At 43.0% G+C, this 18,469-nt stretch carries 20 protein-coding genes; 6 read left to right on the top strand and 14 right to left on the bottom strand.

The window, feature by feature from the left end:
- Positions 1–10 precede the first annotated feature (10 nt).
- From allD to allC, 4 genes are read right to left on the bottom strand one after another with little or no spacing between them, the layout of a single operon-like run.
- Entirely contained in the window at positions 11–1,060 is a 1,050-nt protein-coding gene (gene allD / locus H171_RS12950) for an ureidoglycolate dehydrogenase (protein WP_100305525.1), read from the bottom strand.
- Positions 1,061–1,093: 33 nt separating this feature from the next.
- Positions 1,094–1,885 carry a (S)-ureidoglycine aminohydrolase gene (allE, locus tag H171_RS12955; protein WP_100305526.1) on the bottom strand — a complete coding sequence of 264 codons (792 nt, stop codon included), beginning with the start codon at positions 1,883–1,885 and terminating at the stop codon, positions 1,094–1,096.
- Between the two features lie 24 nt (positions 1,886–1,909).
- Positions 1,910–3,169 carry an MFS transporter gene (locus H171_RS12960; protein ID WP_100305527.1) on the bottom strand — a complete coding sequence of 420 codons (1,260 nt, stop codon included), beginning with the start codon at positions 3,167–3,169 and terminating at the stop codon, positions 1,910–1,912.
- Between the two features lie 17 nt (positions 3,170–3,186).
- Positions 3,187–4,416 (bottom strand): allantoate deiminase, encoded by a 1,230-nt coding sequence (allC, locus tag H171_RS12965; RefSeq protein ID WP_100305528.1) that lies wholly within the window; start codon positions 4,414–4,416, stop codon positions 3,187–3,189.
- A gap of 637 nt (positions 4,417–5,053) precedes the next feature.
- On the opposite strand from allC, the gene H171_RS12970 reads away from it, so the two are divergent.
- From H171_RS12970 to H171_RS12985, 4 genes are all read left to right on the top strand, one after another.
- Positions 5,054–6,391: an MATE family efflux transporter gene (locus H171_RS12970; RefSeq protein WP_100305529.1), complete on the top strand. Its 1,338-nt coding sequence runs from the start codon at positions 5,054–5,056 to the stop codon at positions 6,389–6,391.
- A gap of 123 nt (positions 6,392–6,514) precedes the next feature.
- Positions 6,515–6,823, top strand: coding sequence for a GNAT family N-acetyltransferase (locus H171_RS12975; protein ID WP_330404289.1), 309 nt, complete (start codon positions 6,515–6,517; stop codon positions 6,821–6,823).
- Between the two features lie 108 nt (positions 6,824–6,931).
- On the top strand, positions 6,932–7,684 hold the full coding sequence (locus tag H171_RS12980; protein WP_207655193.1) for a helix-turn-helix domain-containing protein: 753 nt from the start codon (positions 6,932–6,934) through the stop codon (positions 7,682–7,684).
- Positions 7,685–7,864: 180 nt separating this feature from the next.
- Positions 7,865–8,356 (top strand): pyridoxamine 5-phosphate oxidase, encoded by a 492-nt coding sequence (locus H171_RS12985; RefSeq protein ID WP_100305530.1) that lies wholly within the window; start codon positions 7,865–7,867, stop codon positions 8,354–8,356.
- A 257-nt stretch (positions 8,357–8,613) separates the two neighbouring features.
- Here H171_RS12985 and H171_RS25045 read toward each other — a convergent pair whose 3' ends face one another.
- Positions 8,614–8,964 (bottom strand): EamA family transporter, encoded by a 351-nt coding sequence (locus H171_RS25045; protein WP_242976951.1) that lies wholly within the window; start codon positions 8,962–8,964, stop codon positions 8,614–8,616.
- A 341-nt stretch (positions 8,965–9,305) separates the two neighbouring features.
- Here H171_RS25045 and H171_RS12995 point away from each other — a divergent pair, with 341 nt between their 5' ends.
- A complete protein-coding gene (locus H171_RS12995; RefSeq protein ID WP_100305532.1) occupies positions 9,306–9,911 on the top strand; it encodes a helix-turn-helix domain-containing protein in 606 nt (201 codons plus the stop codon).
- Positions 9,912–10,179: 268 nt separating this feature from the next.
- On the top strand, positions 10,180–10,836 hold the full coding sequence (locus H171_RS13000) for a phosphatase PAP2 family protein (RefSeq protein WP_207655194.1): 657 nt from the start codon (positions 10,180–10,182) through the stop codon (positions 10,834–10,836).
- Positions 10,837–11,027: 191 nt separating this feature from the next.
- Here H171_RS13000 and H171_RS13005 read toward each other — a convergent pair whose 3' ends face one another.
- From H171_RS13005 to H171_RS13045, 9 genes are read right to left on the bottom strand one after another with little or no spacing between them, the layout of a single operon-like run.
- Entirely contained in the window at positions 11,028–11,783 is a 756-nt protein-coding gene (locus tag H171_RS13005; protein ID WP_100305534.1) for a 5-oxoprolinase subunit PxpA, read from the bottom strand.
- A gap of 10 nt (positions 11,784–11,793) precedes the next feature.
- On the bottom strand, positions 11,794–12,603 hold the full coding sequence (locus tag H171_RS13010; protein ID WP_100305535.1) for a putative hydro-lyase: 810 nt from the start codon (positions 12,601–12,603) through the stop codon (positions 11,794–11,796).
- Positions 12,604–12,635: 32 nt separating this feature from the next.
- On the bottom strand, positions 12,636–13,664 hold the full coding sequence (locus tag H171_RS13015) for a 5-oxoprolinase subunit C family protein (RefSeq protein ID WP_100305536.1): 1,029 nt from the start codon (positions 13,662–13,664) through the stop codon (positions 12,636–12,638).
- Positions 13,665–13,668: 4 nt separating this feature from the next.
- A complete protein-coding gene (gene pxpB / locus H171_RS13020) occupies positions 13,669–14,358 on the bottom strand; it encodes a 5-oxoprolinase subunit PxpB (RefSeq protein ID WP_100305537.1) in 690 nt (229 codons plus the stop codon).
- Positions 14,355–15,437, bottom strand: a complete 1,083-nt coding sequence (locus H171_RS13025) for a DUF4392 domain-containing protein (RefSeq protein WP_330404241.1) — start codon at positions 15,435–15,437, stop codon at positions 14,355–14,357. Before H171_RS13025 ends, pxpB begins: the two co-directional genes overlap by 4 nt.
- Positions 15,438–15,443: 6 nt before the next feature.
- Positions 15,444–16,301 (bottom strand): aminotransferase class IV, encoded by an 858-nt coding sequence (locus H171_RS13030; protein WP_100305539.1) that lies wholly within the window; start codon positions 16,299–16,301, stop codon positions 15,444–15,446.
- Positions 16,298–16,957: a cytidylate kinase-like family protein gene (locus H171_RS13035; protein ID WP_100305540.1), complete on the bottom strand. Its 660-nt coding sequence runs from the start codon at positions 16,955–16,957 to the stop codon at positions 16,298–16,300. Before H171_RS13035 ends, H171_RS13030 begins: the two co-directional genes overlap by 4 nt.
- 12 nt (positions 16,958–16,969) lie before the next feature.
- Entirely contained in the window at positions 16,970–17,668 is a 699-nt protein-coding gene (locus tag H171_RS13040) for an ABC transporter ATP-binding protein (RefSeq protein WP_100305541.1), read from the bottom strand.
- On the bottom strand, positions 17,661–18,467 hold the full coding sequence (locus H171_RS13045) for an ABC transporter ATP-binding protein (protein WP_100305542.1): 807 nt from the start codon (positions 18,465–18,467) through the stop codon (positions 17,661–17,663). The genes H171_RS13040 and H171_RS13045 overlap by 8 nt, the downstream gene beginning before the upstream one ends.
- Positions 18,468–18,469: the final 2 nt, after the last annotated feature.

Raw genomic sequence — 18,469 nt, forward strand, 5'->3', positions numbered from 1 at the left:
TTGCGTGTTCTTACTCAGCAAATTTGTTCTTGTGGTCGTAGCGGTTGTAATGGATATCTTCACTGATCAGGTATTGATAGATATCATCTACGATTTCTATCCCAGCCTTATCATAACCGGCCTTTCTCAAAAGTCCCCGTTCTCCCGGATAACAAACCTTATCAAAACCTTCTGCCGGTTTGATAGCGGCCAGTTCCTCCATGGTAGTGGTTATGTTTTCTTTAAATCTATCCAGCCCTACAAATTTATCTGGATCCAGTACGATATGCAGCTGACCCAGATCTCTGCCCTTTGATAAGTCTTCGTACATGCTGCTTACGTGTTTTCCAAAAGGCAGGCCCAAAAGGATGCCTGACAGTACATCCACCATCATCATAAGTCCGTATCCTTTCGCTCCTGCAATAGGGACAAGGGCATTTACTAACGTGGAATCGGTTGTGGGGTTGCCGCTTATATCCACTGCCCAGGTGCTTGGAATGGGTTCCTTCTTAGACCTGGCATACAGTACCTTTCCCCAGGCCTGAACCGTAGTCGCCATATCAAATATTATATTTCTGCCATCAGCTCCCGGAGCTCCAAAGGCAATGGGGTTGGTTCCATAGTAAGGCTCTGACCCTCCGTAAGGAACAGCCATTGGGTCTGACTGGCACATGGAGATGGAAACCAGATTTTCTTCAGCGGCCATTTCCACATAATATCCCAGGCTGCCGCTGTGGGAAATATGCTTGGCACCAACCACTGCAACCCCTGTTTCCTTCGCCATTTTAATGGCTTCTTTCATGGAAAGCACTGCCGCTGCATAGCCTGAGCCATTGTCTCCATGGAATATTCCGCTTGCCGGGCCTGTTTTCTCGAATTTAAATTCCGGCTGGATGGTGATACCGCCTTTTGCTATCCGCTCCGAATAATACTCTACTCTGACAGCTCCATGGGAATGGATCCCCCTTGCATCAGACCATGTAAGAATATCTGCGGTAATATCCGAATGTTCCTTGGTAAGCCCTGCCTTTTGAAGCTTATTACTGATTAATTCATGTAATTGTCCTTCCGTTAATCTCATAAGATATGCAACCTTTCTTCGGTTATATTTTTTTTATAGTTCTGCATCCCTGTTACAGTCTTTTGAATACACATAGGCAAATTCTTCATTTCGCCCTACTCCATAAGCAGCCTGCAGGCTATAAGCACCCATAAACAGATAGTCACCCTTTTTCACGGGAATCCAGTGATTATCCAGGTTGTACATTCCGTCCCCTGAATAGATATAAGCGCCATGCTCCTGGATATGGGTTTCAATATAGCCATGGCAGGCCCCCGGCTTAAAGCTTAAGATATGAAAATTCATATCAAATCCAATGTCAGCTGCTGACGGCAGAAAGTCCTTAACTCCTACATCTTCCATTCCCTCATAAGGAGTAAACGGCACATCTTCAATATTTCCGCAGACCGTATAGGCCTGGTGTCCCTCGATCCTATGATAGCGCCTCTTATATAAAAATGCCCTTGCCTGGGTATCTCCCACATTTTCAAAGCTTACCTTATTTCCCTCAGGAGAATAAATGTAACCGCCTTCTGTCAATTCTTCTTCCTTATCTTCATTTTTCACCTTTACCCTGCCTTCCAGAATATAGAAGAATACTTCGATCCCTTCTCCACCAAATCCCTTTGGATGGCCCCCGCCCTGTTCCATGGTTACCAGATAATCTACGAAGGAAGCTCCCAGTTTGGGGGATGATAAAATGGTAACTGCGCATTGTTCAAATCCCGGTATCACATTCTTTACCAGGCCATCCGGTTCTATTAATGCGAAATTCCCCCTTTTTACGATGGAACGGCTGGATAAAATGCCTTCCCGGTACCCTGTTATGTGATTTAGATAGCTCATGATAATTTCTCCTTTATTTTGTGATTATTTTGCTTTACTGAAAAATGTCCTTGCGTTAAATATTAGGAATAGTATGGTTCCCAAAATCAGCAGCAATGCTCCGATATAAAAGCCAGCAGTACCTGATCCGGTTTTATCTATAATAAATCCTGTTACCGCCGGTGCGATAATGGATGAGGACATTCCGAAAAAATTGAACAGTCCCAAAGTGGTTGCCATATTCTTTTTATTGGCTCTGTCTGACACATAGGATATGAGGACAGGGTCAACGGCCATCTTACCCAGGAACCCATACAGCAGTAAAATGATGGTCAGGGATAACGCATTAGGCATTGACATGGATAATGCCACTAACACGAAAGCAGAAAGCTCTAAGCTAACGATGATCAGTGCTTTTTTTCCTCTGAGCTTATCAGACAGTCCTGCAAAAAACAGCGCTCCTGGTACGGCCGTAACCGATATCATGGAAACCACAAGGCCGATCATTCCGCCGGTGATCCCCCGCTCTGACTCCAGGAACTTGGGGAGCCAGGTTACAATCAGATAATAGGCATAGCAGGTGGAAAAATACAGTATGTAGCAGGAAATCATGTTAAGTGAAAGTAAAGAAGCTTTTTCCTCTGATCCTGATTCTGAACCTGAATCTTCAGTCTTTCCTATCCTTTCTTTTTGTATGTCTAGGTGCCTTCCCCTGTCCTTGATCGCAATGGCAAACCAGATAACTAAAAGTACGATAAGGCTGCCTGAGATCGTCACCATTGTCTGCCAGGGCAGATGCAGGGTCTTAACAATAAAACTGGAACCTGTCATTCCAAGGATCAGTCCCAGGGCAGAACCGCTGTTGACAATTGCTGTAGCAATCCCCTTTTTCTCAGGCGGCACGTGTTCTGCTGTTAAGGAAAATGCAGCACCATAATATGTTCCGCAGCCTATGCCCGCGCAAACGCTGCCAATGTAAATCGTATTAAGGGATCTTGACATGGCAATGCTGAAGGCTCCTATAGCAAAGAGGAGAAAGCCTGGTATGAGAACCTTTTTCTGTCCGAATCTGTCTACTAAGAACCCGGATGGTATCTGTAACGACGTATATCCAAAGAAATAACAGCTTGCTATGAGTCCCAAAGCTGTGTTAGAGTGCTGCCCCACTGTCCCCTGAATTTCCGAATAGATGGGTGACAGCATGGATCGGTAGATCCAGATGACTACCCAGCCTAAACAAAAGGTAAATACGATTGTCTTCCAATAATCCTTTGGCAATTGTTTTGCTAAACTTTGTTCTCCCATAATGCCCCTCACTCTTCCTATTGATATGATAATTCATATAGAGATGACGTTAATGCCTCTATTCCCTGCTTTAAATCCGATAGCTCCGTCCATTCCGCCGGATTATGGCTGATTCCCTTAATGCTTGGGACAAAAAGCATGCCGGTAGGAATCCTGGGCGCTATGATCTGGGAATCATGGCCTGCACCGCTGTGCATCATCCGGTAATTCAAGCTTTTTTCCCTGCAAACCTTTTCTATGAGCCGGATCATTTCATCATTCATTGGAACAGGCGGTTCATCCATCCATAAGTCTATGTCTATTTCCACCCCATGCTTTTTTGCGATCTGCTTCATATTTTCTTCCAGCCCGGTAGTCATGTTTTTTAAAAGAGCCTGATCCGTATGGCGGCAGTCCATGGTAAACAAAGCTTCTCCCGGAACCACGTTTACGGTATTTGGTTTTACTTCTACTTTTCCAAAGGTTAAGACCAACGGATCCCCTATGGCTCTTGCCTTATGTAAGGAATCATAGACTATTTCAGAAAATACCTGGATTACATCCTTTCTGTATTTCATGAGAGTTGTACCGGCATGGTTAGCTTCGCCTTTTAAGGTGATGTTATATCTCCTCTGCCCTGCGATTCCGGTGATCACTCCTACGGATTTTCCTTCCATCTCAAGGGTATTTCCCTGCTCGATATGTAGCTCTATAAATGCTTTTACATCTTTTATGGAAGCGCCAGGCTCCTTTTTAAAATCAAACCCGCACTCATGCATGGCATCCACGAATTTGATTCCTTCTGAATCTGTGAGGTTCTCGACCTCTTCTTTTTTCGCCAGGCCAAATAAGTTTTTGCTTCCCCAGAAAACATAGGGGAATCTGCTTCCCTCCTCTTCTGCCATGGAAATGACCTCCAGATTCTTCTTCGGCCTTCCATGGTTTTCAAGAAGGTTCTTAACAGCTAAGTATCCTCCAAAGATTCCAAGCTGACCGTCTAAGTTCCCTCCATTCATTACCGTATCCACATGGGAGCCTGTTGCAATGGTACCGGATTCCGGCTCTGTTCCAATAATCCTTCCATATAAATTCCCCACTTCGTCAAATCTGGTTTCCATGCCTATTTGTTCAAATTTTTCTTTTAAAGCCAACTGTGCCTCCAGCCAGCTCCTGGAATATAGGAGCCTGGTCATTCCCCCTGTTTGGTTTTTCCCATAAGAGGACATCCAGTCCAATGCTTCCCTGATCTCATTGACGGAAATATCCATTTGTGCAACCTCCTGAATCTTTTTTCTACCGATTCGAATCCATGGTTTAATTTTAAAGAAATTCTTTTAACAATACATCATCCAAACCAGATAATCCGTTTTCGATTTTTTGTATGATTCGCACAATGATTTTCCAATTATTAGGCATTTTTTTAACAATGTTGTTAATTAATTTTCAATCCCGCCGTTTGCTCTGGCAATTTATATACTTAAATATGGTGGATATACGGTTTATAGCTTATATGCCTTATCAATGATTAAGAATATCATCTCACGCAGGGTGGAGCTTTAACGGAAATGGGATGGGGCGGGATAAAAGGACCGGTATAAATGATGCTGTATGCGCTTCACTTTCTTCATGAGTTTTGGCATAAAAAAAGACGCTCATTTCTAAACGCCTGGTTAATATAAAAGAAAGTATTTTTTATGGTCCTTAGGAAGTATTAATGTTCCTGCTTTGACGGCTCCTTCTTACCAATATCGCTATTTCCTTACTTATTGACAAAAGGATGTTCTAATGATACCCTTTATGCATTGCATAAATAAGGGTTAACATGACTCAAGGAATTATTAAAATCATTCACAGACTGATTTTCCCTGCCGCAATTAATACTTTGAAAGGATTTTATGAGTATACATGAACACTACAAGAGATCTGATCAACGGCAATGAAACAAAGGCCATGATTAATTTTGCTATCCCCATGATCATAGGAAATATATTTCAACAATTATATAATGTTGCAGATACGGTGATTGTGGGAAAGTTTATTGGTGCCAATGCCCTTGCTGCGGTAGGCAGTTCTTTTTCCGTTATGGTTTTATTGACCTCTATCATCATTGGCTTCTGCATGGGAAGCAGTGTGGTGTTTTCCCTGATTTATGGTGCAAAGGAAATTGATAAACTAAAAAACTGCTTTTTTACAGCTTTTGTTTTCATTGGAATCGTCACAGTTATTATCAATGTGTGCTCCATCATTTTTATTGATGAGATTTTAACCTTTATTAATATTCCTGAGGAAATTTTCATAGATGCAAAAATTTACCTTCAGATTATTTTTTATGGGATTAGCTTTACCTATATTTATAATTACTTCAGTGCTGCGATGCGGAGCATCGGCAATTCGGTAGTGCCGCTTATCTTTCTAATTCTATCTGCTGTAATTAATATCGTGCTGGATATCATATTCGTTGTTCCACTTCAGATGGGGATTGCCGGTGCTGCCTATGCCACAATCATTGCACAAGGATTTTCTGCCATTGGCATTGCTCTTTTCTGCATGCTGTGCGTTCCTCTGATCCGACTTAAAAGGGAGCATTTGTATTTTAATAAGAGTATTATTAAAAAAATTTCAAATTTCTCCATACTCTCCAGCATCCAGTATTCGGTTATGAACTTTGGAATTTTGCTGATACAGGGTTTGGTAAACAGCTTCGGTGTTTCTGCAATGGCAGCTTTTGCGGCAGTCGTTAAAATAGAAAGCTTTGCTTATATGCCGGTGCAGGATTTTGGCAATGCCTTTTCTACCTTTATCGCCCAAAATATGGGGGCTGGAAAGCAAACGCGTATTTACACCGGAATACGCTCCGCTGTTAAAATAATAACCATTTACTGCGCTATCATTTCTGCCTTAATATTATTGTCTGCAAAGCCTTTGATGTATATCTTTATTAATAAAAGTGAAACAGAAATATTAAGGATTGGAGTTCAATACCTCACCATTGTAGCTGGCTTTTATTGCCTGATCGGGTATTTGTTTATGTTTTACGGCCTGTTCCGGGGGATCGGAAAGCCAGGGGTATCCATTGTACTTACTGTTGTAAGCCTTGGTACCAGAGTTATCCTGGCTTATATACTATCCGCTGTGAATTGGATCGGAATGGTTGGGATATGGTGGGCGATTCCTATCGGGTGGGCTCTGGCAGATGTGATCGGTGTTATTTTAATCAGGCATTATTATGTAAACAACCGCTAGACCGGTTACTATCGGCTAAATAGATGAAATCTCTAGTCAGCACCCCATTTTTCTGCCCGGATAACACAGCTTTCATCTTCTCTGTGAGAGTTAGGATATAGCTATCGGAAGCCAATTGGAACAATTAGTATTGTTCGCATGAATGAAGAAATTGATATGGTACATATTGGCTATTGTATCGGGAGAAAATGGTGGCATAAAGGGATAACCACTGAGGCGTTTAAGGGGATTATTCCATTTTTATTTGAAAAAGTTGAGGTTAAACGTATTGAATCCCAATATGATCCAAGAAACCCAAATTCAGGGAAGGTAATGTTAAAATGTGGATTAACGTTTGAGGGAACATTGCGCAATGCTGACATTAATAATCAGGGAATTTGTGACGCTTCTATGTATGCACTTTTAAAAGAAGATTATTATAATTTAAAATAATATACCTTACAAATTATTTTGTACTTTATACATTAGAAAAAAGAGAGCAGACACGGTAAAGCATTTGTTTCCCGTCTGTGGTATATTGTTTTAGAGAGAGGAATCTATATGCACGCATGGGAAGCCATACAAAAGACTCTGAACCACATCGAAGAGCATCTCGGTGAAGAAATCCAAATCGAAGAACTGGCAGAAACTGCCGTACTTTCACTGTTTTATTATCAGAGATTATTCACACGATTGGTAAAAACATCGGTTCGGGATTATATTAAATTACGCCGATTGGCAAAGTCTCTCACGATGCTGCGTGATAAAGAAAACCGCATTATTGACATTGCAATGGAATTCGGTTTTGGCAGTCACGTAACTTTTACGCGAGCTTTTAAAGAAACCTATGGGATTACACCTTCACAGTACCGGGATAAACCGATTGGCTTACAGAATTTTGACAAACCCGATTTATCGCTTGGTTATATTGTGGTTGATGAGGGTGTACCGCTGATCAGTGATGGATTGGTTTTGGAAATGAACCGTAAATTTCTTGAAGAGCCAATTAACTTTCTTGGTGTAACAGGATATTATCCATTCAGATATGGTAAAATGTTCGGAGAAAGAACGGGTGTTGACATGGTTGGTGAGATTTGGGACAGGTTTTTTAGGGTTCTTCCGAATATCACACATATCTCAGAGGGGCGCTGGGTTGGTGTTTCTTATCACGGCGATGCACCAAACGGTTATTCGAGTTATTTTGTTGGTGCAGAAGTAAATAATGGCAAAAAAAACCTGGATTTACAAATTGGCAACTCCCCATACGAGAATATGTCGTCTGTGGCTTTGAATCAGAAAATCATGAACAGATGATAATTGGTCTGGGTAAGGCAATGAAATACACTCGGTTTTGGCTTAAAAAGCACAATCTGATTGCCGATGGATTTTTCCCTGAGATGTACTATAAAAGTGCGTCCGACATCTCTTATGTAGAACTGTGGATTCCTTTTAGGATTCGAGAAAAATAAATAATAAATGCTGGAGGAAAAGCAAATGAGCAATTACGAGGAAGGATTAAAATTAATCGAAGAAAAGTTCGGAAACGGCAAAGACAATATTATTTCTCTTGCAACGATTGCGCGGGAGCCGGGCGATAACGGAATGCCCCGCCCGGTTGTCCGTAGTGTGGACGCCTATTATGAAGACGGCACATTTTATGTTGTAACACACGGAAAATCAAACAAAATGCAGCAAATCTCGCAAAATTCGGAGGTTTCGGTTGCGGGTTGTTTAGAGATGTTCACCGCTAATGGAGTAGGTGAAAACCTCGGTTGGGTACTTGATCCAAAAAATGCTGAAATAAGGACCAAACTCCGTACAGCTTTTTCTGAATGGTACGATATGGCAAATAATGAAAAGGATGAAAACTGTTGCTTTTTAGCAATCCGTCTCACTAAGGGAACTTTAAACATTAATCATTGGGAAAAACTATACCATATGGATTTTGTGAATAAGACTGATATGGAAAATGGGGGCATTTTTTAATCAATGAAACATTTCAAACGATCCGCACGGCAGTTTTAAATTTGTCACGGACAATGTGTCATACCTAATAAACATTTGTATATTAGCATTAATAAAGTTAAATGCTGATAGAGTTATATTCCATGTTTCCAGTACTTAATTAATGCGATCCTATGAGATTTCATCTAAGCAACGCATTATCTAAATAATATTAATCTACTTACAAAGAAGCAAGACATATGCCTTGCTTCTTTGTTTTGTATAAATGGTCACCTTATTCATTCTGTAAGCAACATTGAAGCAATGAATAGGATACAGCCTATTGCCTTCATCGACGAAATCATTTCAATTGTACCGTCAACCGCACCAAACACAGGCTCCAGGATAAAGATAATTGCCACATGAGAGGGTGTAGTATATTTTTGAATGTACGTTTGTCCTACAAATGCTAATGCTGTGCCCGCAATGCCAGTGATGAGAATAGTTATAACTACAATAGTATTTATTTTAAAGGAAAAATCTCCGCCTCCAATGAAACACATAATAAAATAAATTATTGCAGCAATATTAACCTGCAAACAACCTAATGTAATCGGGTCTTCATCTCTAGCAAAAATATAACTCCACACCGCCTGAGATAAAGAGTTTATTTTTGTTCTAAACTACAAATTTATAGTAATTATTTTATATTAATGGATAAATGTAAAACTAGATTATTTGTAATCAGCTTACTCTGATGTAATCAAAATCCCCACTTAGGGCTCTCTTTGAACCGCTTTTTGTGGTATAATTCTTCTATAACAAGTTAATGTATAATAATCATGGAAGTGTCGCTATGATCGCAACAATTGAAGCAGACATGATACGGGGCATATCTGATAGGCGAGTATTGCAGTAACGCAATGCCTGTCGCATTGAGGACGCCTATTGATGGCCGCATTAAAACAGATGACTAATAGGGGTATTTTATATGGAATTTGGCGAGAAATTACAACAATTACGAAAAGGAAAAGAATGGACGCAGGAACAGCTTGCAGAAGAATTATTTGTGTCAAGAACGGCTATATCAAAATGGGAAAGTGGTAAGGGATACCCGAATATCGATTCGCTCAAAAATATATCAAAACTTTACTCGGTATCTATTGATGAGTTGTTGTCAGGTGAGGAGTTGATTTCCCTTGCAGCAAATGAGAACCGCACTAATATAAATAAGATTTTCAATCTGGTTTATGGTACTTTAGATATTATGACAATCTCCTTTTATTTCCTTCCGCTTTATATACGACAGGACAGTAACCTGATTCGGACAGTGAGTTTGTTTTCAAACCCAGACGTAAGCTTGATTACATGGATAATTTATCTTGTTTCGCCTATTCTATTGGTAATGATGGGTATCGCACAAATAATTGCTCAACATATTTTGAATGAAAGGTGGTATAGCATTAGCAGAACCGGCTCTATTCTGTTACAGGCTTTTTGCATTCTTATTTATGTTGCAACTCGTCAACCCTATGCAACTTCTCTCCTTTTCTTGTTTTTTATGGTTAAGGTGGTTCTTTTGATAAAGAGCAGCTGAATAAAGCAAATTGTTCTGAAAAGCCTTGTAAAAAACCCTTCGACACGAAAAGTGTCGGAGGGTTTTTGCCGTTGTGACGATTCGTTTCTTGAATATTTCCATACTCGACCACACAATGATGATGTGGCTGGCATACACAAACATACCAATATTACAGAAAGGATTTTACAAATGGAATTTATTATTAAAACAAACAGATTAATAAAACCATACGGAACACGGCTTGATTTAAATAGTTTATCGCTCTATGTTCCGAAAGGAGGAAGATATGATGAAAAATAAAAAGTATTTTATTCTTGCCGGAATTCAATTCTTATTATTCATACTATTTACAATGGCTGTTTTTACATTTGACGTCAGCCCTATAGGTCCGGAGCAGTCCAATGTTGGATTTTCTACCTTAAATGGCTTTATGTTCAAACTGCTTGGGGAAAACTTGCTTTGGTACCACATCACTGACTGGATTGGTGTTGCAGCTATCCTTGTTGCTATGGGTTTTGCTATATTAGGGTTAGTGCAACTAATAAAAAGAAAAAGTATCAAGTGCGTAGACAGCGATATTATATTAATTGGGGTATTTTATATCATCGTGATATTTTCATATGTATTGTTTGAAATATTTATTGTTAATTACAGACCGATTATTTTGGTATATGCATTAGAAGCGTCCTATCCATCTTCCCATACGATGATTGTACTATGTATCATGTCTACCGCTATTATGCAATTCCATTCCCGGATACGAAATAAATCAATTAGAATTTCGGCGGAGGTCATATCTGTAGCTATCATCGCCGTAACGGTGATTGGACGTTTTATATCAGGGGCACATTGGTTCACCGATATTGTAGGAGGTTTATTATTGGGTTCTGCACTTATTACTATATATTACGCTGCAATTAGACAGGTATCAAAGAACGAATAGATATTGGAACACCAATATTATCAAATTGCTGCCCAGTATACTAACGGCGGTTTTGAAAAAATCAAAACCGTCGTTTTCTATTTCTAAAAAATAGATCAGAGGTTCTATATGCTAGATAAATTAAGCTTACCTGTAATCGGAAAAATACAAAAAAGGCATGACAGTTCCGTATCACGCCTTTGCATTGGCCGCTAAAAGCATTTTACCACTATTCCTACTTTTAAAAAACCTTCTCTTAACCTCTTTACAAATTCCAGAGCCTTCCCTCCATCTCCATGAACACATACAGAATCCGCATCAATGGAAATCGTGCTTCCGTCAATGGCTTCCACCACCCCTTCTTTCGCCATTCGGATCACCCGCTTTAAAGCCAGTTCCTCATCTTCAATCACCGCACCTTTCCGGCTTCTTGGAACCAGGTTTCCATCTCTATCATAGGCCCTGTCTGCAAATACCTCACTGGCAGCAGACACTCCTGTATCCTTTGCCGCCCGAAGCATCTCACTATGGCTGAGAGCCAGGAGAACCAGGCTGCCATCCACTTCTTTTATCGCCTGGCAGATAGCTTTTGCCAGCTCATAATCCTTTGCCGCCATGTTGTACAAGGCCCCATGGGGCTTTACATGGCAGAGTCTGATTCCGGCTCCTCTGCAGAAAGCGTTCAGTGCCCCGATCTGATACATCACACTGGTTTTTACTTCTCTGGGAGTAAGGCTCATATTTCTTCTTCCAAATCCTGCCAGATCGGGGAACCCCGGATGGGCCCCTGCCCTCACTCCATACTTTTTACACAAAGCCACCGTCTGTTCCATTACCACAGGATCTCCCCCATGAAAGCCACAGGCAATGTTTGCCGATGTAACATAGGGCAGCACCTCTTCATCCAGTCCTATTTTATAAGCGCCGAAGCTTTCCCCCAGATCGCAATTCAAGTCAATAACCGGCATATTTTCACCTCTAATTCTTTAATTCTGCATTTTTTAAATCCGTAATAAACATGTGTCCCGGAGCGTGAGTAATTACAAAGGGAGGCCTGCTGTTCATGACCACTGCCTGGGGAGTTACCCCGCATGGCCAGAAAACAGGTACCTCTCCATCATATATAGTAACCGGATCTCCAAAATCCGGTTTGCGGATATCTTTTATTCCAAGAGCTTCCGGATAACCAATGTGAACAGGTGCCCCATGCACCTTTGGCATGGAAGCTGTAATAGCAACCGCAATGGATACCTGGTGATGAGGAATGGGTCTCATGCTTACCACCATGTTACCTGAGAATATTCCTGCGGGCGTGCAGGGAATGTTCGTATGGAACATAGGAACATTAACCCCCTCTTCAATCTGTCTCACCGGTATCCCGGCCTCCAAAAGTGCTGTTTCAAAAGAAAAACTGCAGCCAATAAGAAAGCTTACCAGCTTTCCCCTGGTTCTTTGATACTCCTCAAATAATTTTGATACATCCGTGTATTCACCGGTGCACTCGCCGTTTTCATATACCCGGTATCTGGGAATATCCCTTGGGATATCACTTCCTTCTGCTGTCAGCGGAAAACTCCTGCTCCCTGCATCCGATACTTCCAGAAGCGGGCAGGCCTTGGGATTTCTCTGGCAGAACAAAAGAAAATCCCAGGCCAGCTCTTTGGGAAGAATCACCAGGTTTCCCTGGGCATAACCGCCGCACATACCGGTGGTAGGGCCTTGGATCACCCCTTCCCGGATCAGCCGGCGAACTTCTTTTGGCTCGCTTTTTCTGTACTCTGTTCCCATGTTCTTTCCTTCTTTCCTGTCTTATGGCCTTTTTACCGGTAAATGACATTCCTAAGCCGTTCCTTAAAACTCATCAGCTTTTCTTCTTCCTTCCGGCAGATTGCCACAGCCTCACCTGGAGTTACATACTGAAACGCCACCCATTCTCCCGGCTTTAACTGAGCCAGTGCAGGGATATCCGTGCTGATCACTGTAGCGATTTTTGCGTATCCCCCAGTGGTCTGATGATCTGCCATCAAAACCATAGGAAGTCGGTCAGATGAAATCTGAACCGAGCCTTCTACGATCCCATCAGATATGATATCTGCCCCATTCTTTATTTCTATGGGTTCTCCCTCCAGTTTGCAGGCCATGCGGTCGCAGTCCATGCTTAACCGGAAGGGGTTCCGGATCAGGGTATTAAGTCCCAGTTCCGTAAAGGCATCTTCCTGGGGGCCCATTACGGCACGCAGAAGAACTATACGGTCGCTTCCATAAAAACGGTAAGGCGTTGACGAATGACGCAGCCATCGTTCATTCTCTCCCACGGCTGCCAGCTTCTCATTTCCCTTTAATTTCTTTATTGTTTTCTTAAACTGCCTGAGATTTTTATCAGACTCCAGGTGATCCCCCTCAAGGAGTGCCCTTCCCTCAAAGCCTCCTATGCGGCATTTTAAATTGGTGGAACGGCTTCCCATGACAGGAGGAACCTCTACTCCTCCATAGACCGCCATGTAAGTCCGAAGGCCTGAGACCGCAAGCTCCATGGTCAAAATATCTCCTGTCCGTACCAGAATCGGGGAGAACATGGGAACCGGGAATCCATTGATACAGGGTTTCATATCCCCGCCCGTAAGGGATATGATCTCGTCAGAGGTAAAACGGAGCTCACCGCCCTTTATCGTAAATTCGATGACTGCCGCTGTTTCCGGATCTTCCAGATTCCCGGCAAGGAGATTGGCAAGCTTCATGGAATACTTGTCACAGGCTCCGCTTTCCTGGATGCCCTGGCTTAAAAATCCTCTTCTCCCTTTATCCTGAACCGTGGACAAGGCTCCATGACGCAAGATTTCAAATCCCATCCCGTCACCCCTTTTCCTGTTTTCTTTTTATTTCTTTATATTCTTCCTGACTGATGGGTACAAAACGAATAGAATCACCGGCCTTATAAAGAGGTTTTCCCACCTGCTCCGGAGAAAAAAGACGATAAGGCGTACGTCCGATCAACTGCCAGCCTCCCGGAGAATCCATGGGATAGATTCCTGTCTGCTCTCCTCCGATGCCTACGCTCCCCGCCGGGATTCTGGTTCTGGGCGAGCTTAACCGGGGAGTGAAAATGCGTTCATCCATTCCTCCAAGATAGGGAAAGCCCGGAAGAAATCCCAGCATATAAATGCGGTAATCCCTGCTGCTGTGAATCCGGATCACCTCTTCCTCCGTGATCTTTCCATGTTCCGCTACAAACGAAAGATCCGGCCCGAAGCTGCCTCCGTAGCAGACGGGAATCTCCACCAGCCTTCCTCTTATCCCGCTTCTGCCATCCAATGATTCTGCCAGCCGCGACAGAACCTTTAATACCTCGTCATAATCTGTTTTCAGAGGGTCATAACAAACAAGAACAGAACAAAAGGCAGGTACAGTCTCATGGATCCCTTCCACCGAAAGCTCATGGATCCTCCGGTTTAATTCCATTGCCTTCGCATTTACCTCCTCACTGATGGAATCCCCCAATTCCACCAAGGCACCGCAATCACCAACCGGCTTTATTTGAATCATGGCTTATCTCCTTTTTCAAAAAACCCTTTTTTCAGTACAGAGCAAAACCAACGATCGGAATTATGGGAATATCGGACCGCATAAGCCGTACACTGGCGCATCAGGCTGACAATTCCTGTATTCAGCCGGGTACTGAATCCATCGATTCCAGGTATCAGAGAACCGGTCATATCAATAAGACCGGTTCTTGATGCCGCTCTCATCAGTTCCGCTTCCATTTCTTCCCGGTGAAGAATTTCCATATCCCGCTTTAAGTACGCAATTGCCGCGATCAAGCCGTAGCAGCCCCAGTCAGAACAGGTTGCCGTTATCACATGGTCCGCCTGGCTGGCAGCCAGAATTCCGCCTCCGCAACCGCACACACATTCCCCGGAAGCCGTGAAAGGTATGTATTTTTTAATATGATCTGCTATGGCTCCCATGCCGATCTCATTGCCAAGATCTCCGATGGCAATGTTTAAGACTCCCTTTTTCCGCAGCATTTCCCATAGTACATCTGTCTTGGCTTCCAGCTCTGTTACATTGTCTCCGGCGGAATTGTGATATACACCATTTTCATTGGAGCCAGGGGCCTCCACAGAGATAACCGCTCCGGGAAGCCCTTCTTTTATCAGCCATTCCGCTTCGATTTCTGCCCTTGCCAGATTCTTTGTAAAGGCCACCACTCCCATGCTGAGAGGAAGTTCCCTTACGGTACCTATATCCTGGTAAATATGGAGACCTACCACGCAGGCACATTTCACTACGGACTTCACACAGTCCTCAGGGCAGATGATAACAGGCTTTGCCCCAAAAGCCATGACCAGGGCTCTTGCCAGCAGCATGGAACTGACCATTCCATCCATCTCCGGCTTTTTATGAGGCAGAAGCACAAATCCTGTCAATATATAAACCAGATCATTTTCTTTCACCGTTTCACACAGCTTTTCCGCTGCTCTCATGGTAAGAGGCTCCCCCATCTGCTCCCGGCTCCCGGCATAAAGAATCCGGCATACCCCATAGCCCCTGGGGTCTAAATTCATCAGAGCATCCAGGTTTTCTCCAACATTTCTCTTTTCCAGTCCGCCTCTGTCCATCATCCACTCCTAATCAAATATACTATCTCTGCCTGTATACTCTAAGTATTCTTCCAAAACAGCATCCTGAATCTTCTTTAACGTAACCGGATCCTTCCCACCTACGGGCTTTCCGTCAATAACGTCTGCATGAAGGCAGAAATTGGAGGAAGAGGTCACGATGACCTCATCGGCCTCCATAAGCTCTTCCATGGTAAATGCCCGCTCCAATACCTGGATTCCAAGCCTGTAGCAGGCCTGGATCATATGAGTCTTTGCAATCCCCCGAAGGATCAGGTTATTATTGGGATGGGATAGGAAGGTTCCGTTCTTTAAAATGGAGACATTGCTGTGGGCGCACTCCGTCACCATATCTCCCCTGTGTAAAACAGCTTCCATTGCTCCAGCTTTTAAAGCCTCCTGAGAGGCCAGCACGGACGGGAGAAGATTTAATGTCTTAATATTGCAGTAAAAAAACCTGGTATCTTCCATTGTTATCAGTCGGATGGGAACATCAGGGTTTTTTAGTTTATTAGGTCTTATCATGACCCACAGCTTTCCAAGCATTGCCTCGTCATAAGCATGATCCCTGGGAGCTGTTCCTCTTGACACCTGCCAGTACACAAAATGGGTATTCCCCTCCACCATGGAAAGAAGTTTGGTCAGAAGCTCTCCAAGTTCCTTCTTATCCATGGGAATCTTAATATCCAGGGCTTTGGCACTGGAATAAAAACGGTCCAGATGATCTTCCAGAAGATATACTTTGTGATTCCCTCCAACGGTAGCATCATAAACTCCATCTCCAAAAAAATGAACCCGGTCCTGAAAGGGAACCATCAATTCCTCAGGGGCCCCGATCCTTCCATCATAATAAGCAAGCTCTTTCATAATATCTCCTTTTCCCTGGAACAAATCCCAAATTTTAACTCCACGAATTTCTTAATTAATTCCACGCAATGATCCAGCCCCAGACTTTCCGTATTCAGGCAAAGGTCATAATTTTCAGGGTTCTTCCACTGCCTTCCGGTATGGTACATATAATAGGAATTCCTGTATTTATCCAGTCTGTCTATATACTTTGCAGCCTCCTGTCCGGATATTCCCTGCCGCTCCATCTCTCTTTTTAAGCGGAATTCATAGGGAGCATCCAGAAACACAGATACTACATTGTGCTCATCCTTTAAGACAAAATCCGCAGCCCGGCCGATGCAGACATAGGATTCATGATGAAGAAGCTCCTGCAAAACCTTTGCCTGATAATTAAAAAGGTTCTGATCCGATATAAAATTGCCGCTTTCCTTGGGAATGACTTCGCCGCTGTAGACTCTTCTTGAGGCACGGTATAAAAAAGTTTTTTTCATGTTTTCATCTGCATTTGCAAATATCGCCTCATTGATTCCGCTGTCTTCTGATGCCAGACGCAAAAGCTTTCTGTCATACACATCGATCCCGTAATCAGCCGCCAGTTTTTTACCGATGTAGCTTCCGCCTCCGCTTCCGCAGGTTCGGGTGATGGCAATGGCAAAATACTTCTTCTCATCCATAATCGTATCCTCCTATTGTCCAAGATATGCCTTCTTTACCCTGTCATCCTTTAGCAGTTCTCCGGCATCACCTTCCATGGTAATCTTCCCTGTCTCCATAACATAGGCTCTGTTTGATATGGATAAGGCCATTTTTGCATTCTGTTCCACAAGCAGAATGGTGATTCCTTTATTGTTCACTTCTCTGATAATAGAAAAGATTTCCTTTACCAGCAATGGAGAAAGTCCCATAGACGGTTCATCCATCAGGATCATCCTGGGTTTTGCCATAAGGGCCCGGCCTACGGCAAGCATCTGCTGTTCACCGCCGGACAAGGTTCCTGCCAGCTGTTTTTTCCGTTCTTTTAAACGGGAAAAACGTTCAAATACATCTGCCATATTGACCGCCATGTCTTTTCCATCGGTAAATGCCCCCATTTCCAGATTCTCCTCTACAGTCATCTGAGGGAATATATGACGTCCTTCCGGTACATGTGCCAGTTTTAAATTGATGATCTTGCTGGGTTCTGTTTTTAACAAATCGGCTCCGTTAAAGAATATCTCTCCCTTATCAGCTTTTTTTAATCCTGAAATAGTCCTTAAAATAGTGGTTTTTCCTGCTCCATTGGCCCCGATAAGGGAAACGATTTCTCCATCATGAACTTCCAGGGATACCCCATGAATGGCTTCAATGGCACCGTAAGATACTGCCAGATCCTTTACCTTAAGCATCTTTCTCTACCTCCTCATCGTCTTTTCCCAGATAGGCTTCAATCACCTTTGGATGATTGGCAATCTCCTCCGGAGTCCCGGATGCAATGGAAGTACCGAAATCAAGGACAGAAATCCGTTCGCAGATTTTCATGACCAGGCTCATGTCATGCTCGATCAGAAGCACGGAAATCTTAAATTCATCGCGGATATAGTTGATAATCTCCAGGAGTTCTTCCGTTTCTGTCGGGTTCATCCCTGCCGCAGGCTCGTCAAGAAGGAGGAGTTTCATATCCGTAGCCAGGGCTCTGGCTATCTCCAGACGCCTCTGCTCTCCATAAGGAAGATTACCTGCTTCATAATCTTCTTTTCCACTTAGATGCACGATTTTAAGCAGCTGCCCTGCTCTTTTTGTCAGTTCCTTTTCCTGCTTCCAGTAAGCCGGTGTACGAAAAACGGCATGGAACAGATTGTAGGAAAGCTTGGCGCTCATGGCTGCTTTTACATTATCGATTACGGTCATTTTCTTAAATAACCGGATATTCTGGAATGTTCTTGCAATTCCTGCTTCAACAATCTGATGGGTCCTTTTCCCATTCATGAACTGGCCATTTAAGTAAAAGGATCCTTCTGTCGGTCTATAAACACCGGTGATCAGATTGAACACTGTGGTTTTTCCAGCGCCGTTTGGACCGATCAGCCCTACTAACTCCGATTCTCCGATTTCCATATTAAAGCTGTCCACCGCTTTTAATCCGCCGAACTGGATTCCCAGGTTCTGCGCTTTTAATACCGGCGTGACTTCTTCTGTTCCCGTCATAT

Origin of the sequence: [Clostridium] celerecrescens 18A (genome assembly GCF_002797975.1) — a bacterium.
Taxonomy (GTDB): Bacteria; Bacillota; Clostridia; order Lachnospirales; family Lachnospiraceae; genus Lacrimispora; species Lacrimispora celerecrescens.

What these genes read in the sequence shown, in the direction of transcription:
- H171_RS13005 (WP_100305534.1), bottom strand. Translation starts at nt 11,783, where the DNA reads ATGCCGGTTATTGACTTGAATTGCGATCTGGGGGAAAGCTTCGGCGCT.
- H171_RS12980 (WP_207655193.1), top strand. Translation starts at nt 6,932, where the DNA reads ATGCACGCATGGGAAGCCATACAAAAGACTCTGAACCACATCGAAGAG.
- allD (WP_100305525.1), bottom strand. Translation starts at nt 1,060, where the DNA reads ATGAGATTAACGGAAGGACAATTACATGAATTAATCAGTAATAAGCTT.
- H171_RS13025 (WP_330404241.1), bottom strand. Translation starts at nt 15,437, where the DNA reads ATGATGGACAGAGGCGGACTGGAAAAGAGAAATGTTGGAGAAAACCTG.
- H171_RS13045 (WP_100305542.1), bottom strand. Translation starts at nt 18,467, where the DNA reads ATGACGGGAACAGAAGAAGTCACGCCGGTATTAAAAGCGCAGAACCTG.
- H171_RS13040 (WP_100305541.1), bottom strand. Translation starts at nt 17,668, where the DNA reads ATGCTTAAGGTAAAGGATCTGGCAGTATCTTACGGTGCCATTGAAGCC.
- H171_RS12970 (WP_100305529.1), top strand. Translation starts at nt 5,054, where the DNA reads ATGAACACTACAAGAGATCTGATCAACGGCAATGAAACAAAGGCCATG.
- H171_RS13030 (WP_100305539.1), bottom strand. Translation starts at nt 16,301, where the DNA reads ATGAAAGAGCTTGCTTATTATGATGGAAGGATCGGGGCCCCTGAGGAA.
- H171_RS13015 (WP_100305536.1), bottom strand. Translation starts at nt 13,664, where the DNA reads ATGGGATTTGAAATCTTGCGTCATGGAGCCTTGTCCACGGTTCAGGAT.
- H171_RS13035 (WP_100305540.1), bottom strand. Translation starts at nt 16,957, where the DNA reads ATGGATGAGAAGAAGTATTTTGCCATTGCCATCACCCGAACCTGCGGA.
- pxpB (WP_100305537.1), bottom strand. Translation starts at nt 14,358, where the DNA reads ATGATTCAAATAAAGCCGGTTGGTGATTGCGGTGCCTTGGTGGAATTG.
- H171_RS13010 (WP_100305535.1), bottom strand. Translation starts at nt 12,603, where the DNA reads ATGGGAACAGAGTACAGAAAAAGCGAGCCAAAAGAAGTTCGCCGGCTG.
- H171_RS12960 (WP_100305527.1), bottom strand. Translation starts at nt 3,169, where the DNA reads ATGGGAGAACAAAGTTTAGCAAAACAATTGCCAAAGGATTATTGGAAG.
- H171_RS13000 (WP_207655194.1), top strand. Translation starts at nt 10,180, where the DNA reads ATGATGAAAAATAAAAAGTATTTTATTCTTGCCGGAATTCAATTCTTA.
- H171_RS12985 (WP_100305530.1), top strand. Translation starts at nt 7,865, where the DNA reads ATGAGCAATTACGAGGAAGGATTAAAATTAATCGAAGAAAAGTTCGGA.
- H171_RS12995 (WP_100305532.1), top strand. Translation starts at nt 9,306, where the DNA reads ATGGAATTTGGCGAGAAATTACAACAATTACGAAAAGGAAAAGAATGG.
- allE (WP_100305526.1), bottom strand. Translation starts at nt 1,885, where the DNA reads ATGAGCTATCTAAATCACATAACAGGGTACCGGGAAGGCATTTTATCC.
- allC (WP_100305528.1), bottom strand. Translation starts at nt 4,416, where the DNA reads ATGGATATTTCCGTCAATGAGATCAGGGAAGCATTGGACTGGATGTCC.